Origin of the sequence: Cucumibacter marinus DSM 18995 (assembly GCF_000429865.1) — a bacterium.
Lineage (GTDB): Bacteria > Pseudomonadota > Alphaproteobacteria > Rhizobiales > Devosiaceae > Cucumibacter > Cucumibacter marinus.
This window is the reverse complement of the sequence record NZ_AUCR01000002.1, coordinates 131306-143303: the sequence shown is the minus strand read 5'-3', so window position 1 is coordinate 143303 and position 11998 is coordinate 131306. Positions and strand designations below refer to the sequence as shown.

Here is an 11998-nt window from a genome sequence, read left to right as displayed (position 1 = left end):
CGGCCGATCGCATATGTCGATGAACGCTGTATCGAAACAACCCGTCGCCACCATGCTGGCCCCGGCCGTCATCCTGATCGGCGTATTCATCTTCGTGCCGATGCTGCTCACCATCTGGCTCTCTTTTCACCAGTGGTCGAGCCAGACGGGCTTCAACACCGCCGAGTTTGTCGGCCTGCGCAATTATGAAGACATCTTCGGACCCCTTTCGGTGGGCCGGGACTTCAAACGCGCCTTTACCAACACCGCGATCTACACCGCCTTGTCGGTGGTAATCATTCTGCCGCTTTCCGTGCTGCTCGGACTGCTGGTCTATCAGCGCCGGGTGCGCGGGGGGACCTTTCTCCGGACCGTGCTGTTCGCCACCTACATGGTACCGATGATCGCCGTCGCGCTGGTCTGGTCGAAGCTTTATTCACCGACCGAAGGCCCGATCAACCAGATCCTCGCCGTGATCGGCATCGGGGAGCAGCCCTGGCTGTCCTCGCCCGACACCGCGCTTGTCTCCATCGTCATTCTCAATGTCTGGCAGCAGGTGGGCTATTTCACCGTGCTCGCCATTGCCGGGCTCACCCAGATCCCGCCTTCGCTCTATGAAGCCGCGCGGATCGACGGTGCCAACGCGATCCAGGAATTCTTCGGCGTCACGCTGCCGCTGCTGCGGCGCACCTTGCTGTTCTCTGCGGTCATCGCGGTCATCAACGCCGTGCAGGTCTTCGAGCCGGTGGCCCTGATCACCCAGGGCGGCCCGGCGGGCGCCACCAACGTGCTCACCTATCATATTCGCCGGGTCGGCATTGAACGCGCGCAGGGCGGCATTGGCTCGGCCATGGCTGTGATGCTGATGCTCTCGCTGATTGTCGTGATTATCGCCCTGTTCGCCTTTGCCCGGAAAGGAAACGAGGAATGACCGGTTCAACCCGTCGCGCTCCGTTCCGGGCCAACCAGGCCGGCCTGTCTCACTACGCGCTCATCTTCGCGATCATCGCCATTTCGATCGTTGCCGCCTTCCCGCTCGTCTGGATGGTGCTGTCGAGCTTCAAGACACCCGCCGAAAGCATGCAGGTGCCACCGGTCTGGATCCCCAAGACCCCGTCACTCGAGGCCTATTCCGAGGTCTCCGGCGTCATCAATGCGGGGCGGTCCTTCACCAACTCGGCGATCATCGCGACCACGACGACATTGGGCATTCTCATCACATCTCTGATGGCGGGCTACGCTTTCGCCAAATACCGCTTCCGTGGCCGCAATCTCGTTTTTGCGCTCCTGATCTCGACGATGTTCCTGCCGCCCATCGTCACCCTGATCCCGCTCTATCGCATGGTCAACTCCATGGGTCTGAATGCGAGCCTGGTCGGGGTGATTGTGCCCAACCTTGCCAACGCCTTCGGCATTTTCCTGATGCGCCAGTTCATCGCCGGCGTGCCCGATGATCTCATCGATGCGGCCCGGGTCGACGGCGCCTCCGAATTGCGCATCGTCTTCTCCGTGGTTGCTCCGGCGGTCGTGCCCGCAATCGCCGCCTTGGCCCTGTTCGCCTTCGTTTTCCACTGGAACACTTATCTGTGGCCGCTCACCATCCTGCAGGGGAATACGGATGATTATCCGATCGTTCTGAGCCTGGGACGGCTCCTCAGCTATAACCGGGGCGCCATGAACACGGGCCTGGTCATGGCCGGCGCGACCCTCGCCGTGCTGCCGCCGCTGGTGCTCTTCGTCTTCCTGCAGCGCTTCTTTGTCGACAGCATCGTCTCGACGGGGGTGAAGGGATGAGCGCAATTCTCGCCATCGATCTGGGCGGCACCAATCTGCGCGCCGGGCTCCTCCGTGATGGAGCAAAAGCGATCGAGGCGGCCGGACACTGGCCCGCCCCCGCCGATCGTGCCGGGTTTCTCGAGATGGTCGGTCGGCTGGTTTCAGGCCATCGGCCTGCAGCGCTCGGTGTTGCCGTGCCGGGTCTCACCCGAGGCACAACCTGCGCCTGGATTCCCAACCTGCCCTTTCTCGACGGCTTCGATTTAGCCTCTGAGTTTGGCGGCCTCGACATCGCGCTTGGCAATGACGCCCAGCTGGCGCTGCTTGCTGAAGCCGAGACCGGCGCCGCCGCCAAGGTCCGCCACGCGATCTTGTTGGCTATCGGCACCGGCATCGGTTCCGCGGCGCTTGTCGACGGGCGGATCGTCAGGGGTGCCGGCGGTGGCGCCACGTCCTTCGGCTGGGCGTGCGCCGACGCGGCGGACCCTGGGCATGGCAGCGATGGCTGGCTGGAGCGTCATGCCTCTGGCCGGGCGCTCGACCGTATCGCCAAAAGCATCGGCCCCACCAATGGAGCCGCGCTGATCGCCGCCGCCCGCCAGGGCGATCAAGCCGCCATCACCGCGCTGACGCCGGTCGGGGAAGCGCTGGGGACGGCGCTCGCCGGACCAGTTGCGCTGCTCGGCACCGAGGCCGTGATCGTTTCCGGCGGCGTGGCCGATGCCATGGATGTTCTGGAACCGCTGATCCGGCCAAGTCTGGGCCGGCAGCTACCCCCTCACCTCAGGTCCATCACCATCGGAGCGGGTGTCCTGGGTGCGGGGGCAAGTCTGTTGGGCGCTGCGCTGGCAGCGAGGGGGAGCGAATTGTGGGAGCGAGACCAATGACCGATCTCGAGGGGATCGACCTGCCGAACCGGGCGCGGCCCGAGCCCTTGTGGCACCAGACCGAACAGGCCCTGCGCGCCATGATCGTCAAGGGCGTATGGCCCGAAGGCACGCAGATGCCCAATGAAGAAAAGCTCTCCAAGCTGCTCGGGGTCAGCCGGATCACCGTCCGCCATGCCCTGCGCAATGTCGAGGAAGCCGGACTGCTGCGCCGCGAACACGGCCGCGGCACTTTCGTGCGCAGCTCGACGGTTGTCGCCGGCGTGCGCGGCCTCACCAGCTTCACCGAGGAAATGGCCAATCTTGGCCTGGTTGTCGGTTCCCGCGTTCTCGAGCTCGACCGGGAGAAGGCCACCGCGGACGTCGCCGACGCGCTCGAAATCAAGAAGGGCGATCCCGTCGCCAAACTCAGGCGGCTGAGGGCCGGCAATGATCTGCCCATCGGCATCCAGACCGCCTATCTGCCCCTTGCCCGGGTGCCCGGCTTTGTCGACCACGGCACAGAGGCCCCCTCGCTCTACGAGATCCTGCGCAACCGCTATGGCATCACACCGCGCGAAGCGACCGAGGTCTACCGGGTCGGCACCGTTCCGTCCGCCGACGCCGAACTGCTCGACCTTCCCGCCGGTAGCCCGGCCTTCATCGTCGAACGCATTGCTTCCGACGCCCGCGGACCCTTCGAGTTCACCCTCTCGGTCATGCGCGGCGATCGCTACGAAATCCGCTCCAAATTGCACTTCTAGTTTTCAAGGAAAGGCCCCTCCCCCTATGAGTACGCTCTATATCAGCCGGCTTGCCGCCCTCGCCGAAAAGGCTGCCGAGGCCAATGCCGACGCTTTCACTGCGGCAGCCGATGCGCTGGCCAATACCCTCGCCAAAGAGGGCCTGGTTCACCTCTACGGCTCCGGCCACTCGGTGCTTCCGGCTCAGGAAACCTTCCCCCGTTACGGCTCCTATGTCGGGTTCAACCCCCTGACCGATCCGCGCCTGATGTGGCACAACGTGCTCGGCGCCGGCGGGGTCCGCGAACTGCTCTGGCTCGAGCGTACAGAGAACTATGCCGAGAAATTCCTCGATCACCAGCCGCTCAATGAAGGCGACAGCATCGTCATCTTCGGGCATTCGGGCCGCAACTCCTCGGGCATCGACACGGCGCTCTATGCCAAGAAGCGTGGCATGACCGTGGTTGCGATCACCGCCAAGTCCAATCTCGACAAGCCTGCAAGCCACTCCTCCGGCAAGCGACTTGCGGACGCCGCCGACATCGTCATCGACACCTGCTCACCGGTCGAAGATGCCATCGTGCCGATCGAAGGCTGGTCGCGGCCTGTCGCCGGCTCCTCGACGGTTCTGGCCATGACCATGATGCACGAACTGGTGGCGCGCACGGCGCAGAACCTGGCCGATCGCGGCATCGAGCTGCCGACCTTCGCCTCGCCGACCATCGAAGGGGTGACCCTGCACGATACCGACGTGATCTACGGCCAGTATCGCGAGCGCATGATCAAGGCCCAGGACAATCACCTGGCCTTCTTCAAGTCCCGGATGCAGGGCGAATCCTGATCCGACCCCACCAGGCGCGCCCTTGACCCGGGCGCGCCGCACCGATCTGCGGAGTGCATATGGCAACGCTCAACCTCAGCAACGCCACCAAATCTTATGGCGATGTCGACGTCATCAAGGGGATCGACCTCGACATTGCCGATGGCGAATTCGTCGTCTTTGTCGGCCCCTCGGGCTGTGGCAAATCCACCTTGCTGCGCATGATTGCCGGGCTCGAGGACATCACCGCCGGCGAACTGAAGATCGACGGCGAGCGCTGCAACGAGCGGGCGCCCAAAGACCGTGGCATCGCCATGGTGTTCCAGTCCTATGCGCTCTACCCGCACAAATCGGTCTATGAAAACATGGCCTTTGGCCTGCGGCTCGCGAAACGTCCCAAGGACGAGATCGACGCAAAGATCAGGGAAGCAGCGGGCATCCTGCAGATGGAGCATCTGCTCGAAAGGCGCCCCAGCCAGCTCTCGGGCGGCCAGCGCCAGCGCGTGGCGATCGGCCGGGCCATCGTGCGCAACCCCAAGGTGTTCCTGTTCGACGAACCGCTTTCGAACCTCGACGCTGCGCTACGGGTGAGCATGCGCCGCGAGATCGCCCGCCTTCACGGCGAACTCGATGCCACCATGATCTATGTGACCCACGACCAGGTGGAGGCGATGACGCTCGCCGACCGCATCGTGGTGCTCGATGGCGGGGTGGTACAGCAGGTCGGCCGCCCCATGGAGCTCTACAACCGCCCGCAGAACGTGTTCGTCGCGGGCTTCATCGGCTCCCCGAAGATGAACTTCTTCCAAGGTGAGATCACCGGCACCCAAGCCGACAGCATTACCGTCACCACGCCGGCCACCGCCGCGGTCGCTGTTCCCGTGACGTCGAATGCCACACCGGAAACCGGCAGGGCCGTCACCATGGGCATCCGCCCCGAACACCTTTCCGTCGCCGACGATGGCACCGCACCGGGCTTCACCGGCACCATCGTGCTTGTCGAAAGGCTGGGCGATGAATCGCTTCTCGAGATCGCCCTGTCCGACGGCACGGAAGTCATCGCCAAGGTCGCTGGCGGCGGCAGCGAAGCGGCCGGCGACACCATCCGCCTCACCTTCGATCCGGCCCATCTGCACCTGTTCGATGCCGACGGCGAACGGATAGGCTGACCCTAACGGGCCAGCCATTCGAGCATTGCCCGACTGGTCTCCCCGGGCAGTTCCTGCTGGATCCAGTGACCGCAATCAAAGCTGATCACCTCGGCATAGGGCACGAAATTCGTCAGGTTCTCCGATGGCGGGATGGCATCCCTCTTGCCATGAATCATCAGCGTGGGGTGCGGAATGATCGGGTCGACCTCCCCCAGCAAATGCCAGTTGCGGTCGAGATTCCGGTACCAGTTGATACCGGGCGTGAATCCCGAGGCCTCAAACGCCGAAACGAAAACTGCAAGCTCGTCTTCGCTCATCAAGGGGTCGCCAAGTGGTGTTTCTGCCTTGGCGAGATTGATCATCATCATGCCCGGCTCGGGCGGCACCTGGGGCAGGTTCTTGCGATAAAGATTGCCGAGGAACCGGGCCGTATTGGCGTCGAGAACAGCATCGGCAACCCCGGGCCGCCGGTTGAAATGCACGAAATAATGATCGCCGCCGAAGATCTGCTCGAGGAATTCGACCCAGGGGATGTCTCCGCGCTCCTGATAGGGCAGCGCCAGATTGATGATCTTTTCGACCCTGTCCGGGTGTAGCAGCGCCATCCCCCAGACCACCATCGCCCCCCAGTCATGCCCGACGAAAACCGCCTTCTCATAGCCGAAGTGATCGAGCAGCGCGGCAAGATCGCCCGTGAGATGCGCGATGTCATAATCGGTCACCGTATCGGGACGCGATGAATTCCCGAATCCGCGCTGATTGGGCACGATCACATGGTAGCCCGCTGCGGCCAGCGCCGGCATCTGGTGCCGCCAGGAGAAGGCGTGCTCGGGCCAGCCATGGCACAAAACGATCGGATTGCCGGCATTCTCGCGCCCGGCTTCAAACACTTCAAGTTCCACACCATTGACGGCGACAAGGCTCGGCTCGGGAAAATCATGGGACTGGGACATGGCTCTACTTTTCTGGTCTGTCGGATGATGGAGCACTGCAGCAACGAAAGTTTTGTGCAGCGCGCCGTGATCCTCTAGACCCTAATGGTGCCAAATTCTGGCACCTTTGAAGGACAAGCTCGGGCTCATGAACACGCGCCGCCGACAAGACGCCATCGTGCGCAGCCTGCGCCGCACCGGCACCGCGACCATCGCCGAGCTGGCAGAACAAGTCGGCGCGTCGCGGCGCACCGTCTTGCGCGACATTGCCGCGCTGCGCGAGGAGGGCTTTGTCATCCATGCCGAACCCGGGCGCGGCAGCGGCCTGCAGCTCGATCCGCACTCGGTGCAGACAACCACACGGCTTTCCGTCGCCGAAATCTTCGCCCTGTTGATCAGCGTCGCCTCGATGCGCGCCGCCGGCGGCATCCCTTTCGCAGGGCTGGCCGATGCCGGGCTCGCCAAGATCGAAAAGGCCCTGCCCGCCGACAAGCTGCGCGATCTGCGCCGCTTTCTCGATTGCCTTTATGTCGGGCAATTGGCCCCGGAGGTCGATATCTCGGATATGGGCGCCATGGACCCGGCCCTGCTGCCCGCCTTCGAGACAGCCTTTCTCAACCGCCAGCGCCTCAGTTTTTCCTATCGCGACGCCAAAGGCGCCAGATCCCACCGGGATGTCGAACCCCAGGCCCTGCTGATCCTGCCCCCGCTCTGGTACCTCGTCGCCTGGGACCCCTCAGCCGAAGACTTCCGCCACTTCCGCATGGACCGCATTTCCAAGCCCCGCTGCACCCCCGACACAACCTTCCGCCGCCGGCACGTGACGTTTGCGAAGAGTGTGAGACGTGTGAAGGGGTGAGGGTGCACAGAGGTGGATCGAACCCTGCGCTCAGCGGCACGTGATCCTAAGTCGCATCCCGAACTGGTGAAGATGCACAAGCCTCGTGCGCCGTGGAGCTGGGTCAAGGGATCGGCTGGGGAAAGGAAGCGAGGGCACTCTTTACAAAAAATTAACTGCAGCCCTTGAACTCCGCGTGGCCCCTACCCATTGTAGAACAATTGGAGAACACATTTGGGGGCCACGATGGGCTGGAATTTTGACACTGCTCGTCGCCGAATTGACGAGCTTATGAACAGCGTGCCTGAGGTAAAGACCGAAGGTTTCGCTGAAGAATACTTACCGAGATTTCACATGTTGGCCGAGTCCGCTCGGTCGAAAGGTTTGCATTTCGATAGCAAACCTTTGTTCAGCCTTCAGAACAGCGAAGCAGTTATTGTTGACGGCGTCCACGTTTACGCCAAGCTGGTCAACTATGATGACTATAGGCTCTCAGAAGGAACTGAGACCGAAAAATCCCATGCCCGAGCGCTAAATTTTCTTCACATCCATTATAGCGCTTGTGACCGCGTGGTTGAGAACTGCGGCGCACAACGCGTGGATTTTCACGACGGCCGCATGCACGCTGTGGTTATTGAACCGCTAGGAGCCAACAACGAGGGGATCCGGGTTGCAAAGGCTATTTTGCTGGCTGAGCAACTAAAATCGCTCTCCGCGTCAGCTGTGCAGCGCTTTAGGGACAATGACTTTGGTTCCGACTATCGTTTTGGGATCGACACGGGCGTTTGTGTTGCTACGAACAACGGAATTCGTGCTGAACAAGAACCGCTCTTTCTAGGTAGCGCAGCTAATCACGCAGCGAAGCTGGCTGAAGGTAACCAGACCGGGATTTATCTCTCCGACCGAGCAGAAGCAGCCCTCAAACAAATATCAATTTCATCGACGCGCAACCAATTTGAGAAATTTGTCGATGAGAGACCAACCTATCGCCTTGATGAAAACGCATTGCCCGAGGTCATGCGAGCAGCGTCTTCTTCCACTTTTGGGGTAGATGATCTTCTCGAAAACTGGCAGTCAGATATAAGATCGGGTGTTTCCGGTGTTGCAAGCTCGCCAGCAGAGTTCGTTTTTCACGCCCACAGTCTTCCCCTGAGAAACATTGATTATCAAGATTTGATGCCCAGCAACAGCATTCGGATGGGCATGATTTCCATATTTGGCGATTTGGACGGCTATACGAAATACATCGATGGCGCGATGACAAATCGCCAAAAGATCAGCAATGCGGTGAGGAACCTTCACGTCATTCGCGGCGAATGGGCTAACGTTATTCAAAAGGATTTTGCCGGGCGAAAAGTCAGGTTCATCGGTGACTGCATCCATGGTGTTTTGGCAGATGGGGAAGGAACTACCACAGATAAAGCCGAGACAATTCGACAAGCCGTTCACTGCGCCGGTGGTCTGAGATCATCCTTTGGAATTTGCCAAGGATTGCTACCGGACGCCCATCAGCTTGGTCTAGCCATAGGGTTCGAATTTGGACCTACGCCCATCACTCGTCTCGGAATTAGGGGTGAGCGCAGTGTACGCGTTGCAAGCAGTATTGCCAGAACCATATCGGAAGCAGAACAACAACGCTGCAACGGTGTGGAGACTGCAATCGGTCCCGTTGCATTTGAAGCCGCGAGTCAGGCTGCAAGGGCGTTGTTCAGCGTAGATAAAAAATCGGCAAACCTAGACTACGACTCAGCATATCTTGGGGCGCCGGCTGCTGTATCAGCGCCAGCAATTTCGACAAAAAGTGACAGCAGCTTTCGTGCTCACAGCGAGGATGGGCCCTGGTCAAGACAATAGATTTATTGGCGCACACCCTGCCAAACTGGGCCCAGGCTCAGAACTCACCAAACGCCGAACTTCATGTGGTCGCTATACCTCCTAAACCAAGTGGCGCAGCAGGGTCGGCTTTCAGTCTTCGCATTTGGGTATCCGACACAAAAATCAAGGTCGCTGAGCAGCAACCCGGAGATCGGCTTCCAATTTCCTGCCCAGAACGGCACATCAACTATGATGGCAGCTTTTGTGTGGGGCTAGATGCTGGTGCCAAGGTTAGCAACGAGCAATCAGCAAACCAATGGTGGGCACACCTTCAAGAATATCTGCAATGCCAAGAATTCGCGGCAAAACACAAGCGTTGGCCGCCCGGCAAACAACTGAGTCACGGTGATGCGGCTAAATATCAGCTAAACGCCGAGAATTTTGCCGGTAGACTTGGACTTTCGCAGGCCTATCACGATGCTGTGGAGCACAAGATAGGCTGGCTTTCCGGCGATCTCCCAAAGGTATCCAAAACAGAACACAAAATACTGAACGGACGAGCTCGCTGCCCAAAAGATTGCAAAACAAAAAGGGGAGCGCCTATCTTACGAAAACAATGCAGGGAACCCGAGAATATGTGGGGCCTGTTTGTCAACGAAACCATGAGACGCGCAGAAGAAAAGCGCTTTATTCAAAGCTACAAGAGGGATGGCATGACGTGTTGCGGCACCATGAAAAATTGTCCATTCCGATACTAGGAGAGGACTAATTGGTCATGAACAACCCGCCCGATTCCAAAGCCCGCGCGGATGCCGGATTGTCCAAGGCCATAGAGATTCTCAAAGGAAATCCTCTCGTAAATGGCAACGAGGACATAGCTCAAGCAATTCTAGATCGTTCCAAAGAGCACGCTTTCAAAAAAGGTTACATCCTCATTAGACAAGGCGCTGTGGATGACTCGGTGTATTTCCTCATGCAAGGTGTCGTTGAGGTGCGTATATCTGGGAAAACACGAATAGTAACTCGCGAGGCGCCTCTGCAGGTCGGTGAGATGGCAGCGCTGAATGGAACAGACACCAGATCAGCTACAGTCCGCGCAAAGAGTGAGCGGATAGTGGTACGTGAGATTTCTGCTCATGATTTCAACGAAATTGGCCGCAAATTTCCTGATTTTTTGAACAGAGCGTTGATCGATCAAAACACTCGCAATAAGGCGTGGAAAGCATCAGGCACAGAGGCAAAATGGATCGAAAAGTTGGTCAATAGCAGGACGTTGGCGCTTGTAAGTGCCCTGCTGGCCGCACTTATACTCGCAGGTCAACTAGTTGCCATCACATCGATTTGGATTGCCGCACTAGTGTTTTTTGGAGTAGCCGCGGTGCTGCTATTCCTATCATTTTGGTTGAACCGTACCAGATTTCTGTATGGCTGTTTCATGGCCAGTGGCTTGAGCGTGATCGCGTTTTTGACCAATCCATTCGCATTCAGTGTTGAGGTTCAAACTGGACCGATAAATGCGTCAGTCGCGTCGCAGGCGTTAGCGAGCACACCTGCTTTGATTACGCTAATTGTAATTACTGCATTGTTCTTAGGGGCAGCCATATATTCTCATCGGCACGAAAAATGACCACTAAACTCCTTATTCTACCTCGTTCGACCCGACTTAACACGCTAGAGTATTTCAAGTATTTCGGCAGCTCGATGTCACACCCGAGATCCCGCAGAGACGGCAAAAATGATGGGTCAAACAAAGGTGAAATACATTGGCAACGTCCAAAAGTGACCTTGAGAACGCCGTAAAGGAAATATTCCGATATGAATGGTCCACACGCAAAGGCCGCGTTGTTCCAGATCCAGAAGATATAGTTCTTGGAAATTCTGCCGTGGTCTTTGACCATGCGACCGTTCTCTATGCTGACTTGAGTCGGTCTACAAGTCTGGTGGAAAGCGCGGATTGGACGTTCGCGGCCGAGATATACAAGGCATATTTGCACTGTGCAGCGACTATCATTCGCAACGAAGGCGGCGAAATCACTTCATACGATGGTGATCGGGTTATGGGTATCTTTGTTGGAGAAGTCCAAGCGACGCCAGCGGCCAGAGCTGGCTTAAAGATCAACTACGCCGTTCAAAAAATCATCAACCCGGCGCTAAGAGCCCAATACTCAACTAAGTATGAAGTGAAACAAGTTGTTGGCATTGACCGCAGCAAAGTCCGGGCAGCTAGAACTGGTGTTCGTGGAGACAATGATATTGTGTGGGTCGGTCGTGCTGCAAACTACGCGGCCAAATTAACGGACCTAGACTTGGCCGAAAGGACGTGGATCACGAAAGAGGCCTATGATCGCCTCCACTCATCCGCAACTCATGGGGGGAACAACAACTCCCACATGTGGAAATCCTACAAGTGGTCTCAGATGAATGATCAACCCATCTACGGATCCACATGGACTTGGACTGTGTGAGGAAAATTGGCGGTGCAGGATGAGCAATACCGCAAATTTCTGCATCTTTCCCCACCCCGCCCCATCGCATTCAAGCCCACGCCTGCTGCAACCCAGAATGCAACCCCGGACACTCCGAGTGCCATCACGCCCACAAAGCGCTAGACCTAACCACATGTAGTGCAGGGAGCCGTTGCCGCTCGAGCATAGCTCTTGCGGCCTTCTGCGCTTGCAATCGATCCACCGGATCGATTGCTTTTGCGACTCGCAAAACCGTTCTTGCCATTCGTGCATAGCACTCATGGCCTTCTCGACTTCGAAAGGTCCACCGGACCTTTCGATTTTCAGGGCGAAAACCGTCTTCGAAGTGGTAGCGGAGGAGGGACTTGAACCCCCGACACGCGGATTATGATTCCGCTGCTCTAACCAGCTGAGCTACTCCGCCCCAAGGTGTGAAACGCGGGGCCCGCGCTTCGCCGCCGGGTGTGCCCGGCGCGGGTGACGCCGGTACTTAGGGTCACCGGCTTTTCCTGTCAAGCGCTCTCGCCTCCCCGTGCCCAAAAGCACCGTTTGGGCCTGCACTTTCCTTTGCCTACCTGGGTCCATTATCAAGGCCACCCCTCAGTGATGATCC

12 protein-coding genes and 1 tRNA gene are annotated in these 11998 nt (G+C 58.7%); 11 read left to right on the top strand and 2 right to left on the bottom strand.

What is annotated here, in order from left to right; genetic code table 11:
• Nucleotides 1-19: 19 nt before the first annotated feature.
• The 6 genes from G489_RS0103870 to G489_RS0103845 are packed head-to-tail and all read left to right on the top strand — an operon-like array spanning nt 20 to nt 5353.
• Nucleotides 20-910, top strand: coding sequence for a carbohydrate ABC transporter permease (locus G489_RS0103870; RefSeq protein WP_029040410.1), 891 nt, complete (start codon nt 20-22; stop codon nt 908-910).
• Nucleotides 907-1773, top strand: a complete 867-nt coding sequence (locus tag G489_RS0103865) for a carbohydrate ABC transporter permease (protein ID WP_029040409.1) — start codon at nt 907-909, stop codon at nt 1771-1773. Before G489_RS0103870 ends, G489_RS0103865 begins: the two co-directional genes overlap by 4 nt.
• Nucleotides 1770-2642 carry an ROK family protein gene (locus G489_RS0103860; protein WP_029040408.1) on the top strand — a complete coding sequence of 291 codons (873 nt, stop codon included), beginning with the start codon at nt 1770-1772 and terminating at the stop codon, nt 2640-2642. The genes G489_RS0103865 and G489_RS0103860 overlap by 4 nt, the downstream gene beginning before the upstream one ends.
• The gene (locus G489_RS0103855; protein ID WP_029040407.1) at nt 2639-3385 is read left to right on the top strand and encodes a GntR family transcriptional regulator; all 747 of its coding nucleotides are present in this window, start codon (nt 2639-2641) and stop codon (nt 3383-3385) included. Before G489_RS0103860 ends, G489_RS0103855 begins: the two co-directional genes overlap by 4 nt.
• 25 nt (nt 3386-3410) lie before the next feature.
• Nucleotides 3411-4205 (top strand): sugar isomerase domain-containing protein, encoded by a 795-nt coding sequence (locus tag G489_RS0103850; RefSeq protein WP_029040406.1) that lies wholly within the window; start codon nt 3411-3413, stop codon nt 4203-4205.
• 59 nt (nt 4206-4264) lie between these two features.
• Nucleotides 4265-5353 carry an ABC transporter ATP-binding protein gene (locus G489_RS0103845; protein WP_029040405.1) on the top strand — a complete coding sequence of 363 codons (1089 nt, stop codon included), beginning with the start codon at nt 4265-4267 and terminating at the stop codon, nt 5351-5353.
• 2 nt (nt 5354-5355) lie between these two features.
• On the opposite strand, the gene G489_RS0103840 is transcribed toward G489_RS0103845, so the two are convergent.
• A complete protein-coding gene (locus G489_RS0103840) occupies nt 5356-6288 on the bottom strand; it encodes an alpha/beta fold hydrolase (protein ID WP_029040404.1) in 933 nt (310 codons plus the stop codon).
• A 127-nt stretch (nt 6289-6415) separates the two neighbouring features.
• On the opposite strand from G489_RS0103840, the gene G489_RS0103835 reads away from it, so the two are divergent.
• The 5 genes from G489_RS0103835 (at nt 6416) to G489_RS0103820 (ending at nt 11385) form a co-directional block, all read left to right on the top strand.
• Entirely contained in the window at nt 6416-7126 is a 711-nt protein-coding gene (locus G489_RS0103835; protein ID WP_029040403.1) for a helix-turn-helix transcriptional regulator, read from the top strand.
• Nucleotides 7127-7351: 225 nt separating this feature from the next.
• Nucleotides 7352-8959, top strand: a complete 1608-nt coding sequence (locus G489_RS0103830; RefSeq protein WP_029040402.1) for a hypothetical protein — start codon at nt 7352-7354, stop codon at nt 8957-8959.
• A gap of 5 nt (nt 8960-8964) precedes the next feature.
• The gene (locus tag G489_RS22385; RefSeq protein WP_155889308.1) at nt 8965-9678 is read left to right on the top strand and encodes an E2 domain-containing protein; all 714 of its coding nucleotides are present in this window, start codon (nt 8965-8967) and stop codon (nt 9676-9678) included.
• Nucleotides 9679-9695: 17 nt separating this feature from the next.
• Nucleotides 9696-10547, top strand: a complete 852-nt coding sequence (locus G489_RS0103825; RefSeq protein WP_029040401.1) for a cyclic nucleotide-binding domain-containing protein — start codon at nt 9696-9698, stop codon at nt 10545-10547.
• Nucleotides 10548-10683: 136 nt separating this feature from the next.
• Nucleotides 10684-11385 (top strand): adenylate/guanylate cyclase domain-containing protein, encoded by a 702-nt coding sequence (locus G489_RS0103820; RefSeq protein WP_029040400.1) that lies wholly within the window; start codon nt 10684-10686, stop codon nt 11383-11385.
• Between the two features lie 347 nt (nt 11386-11732).
• Here the strand turns inward: G489_RS0103820 and G489_RS0103815 are convergent.
• Nucleotides 11733-11809, bottom strand: a tRNA-Met gene (locus G489_RS0103815).
• Nucleotides 11810-11998: the final 189 nt, after the last annotated feature.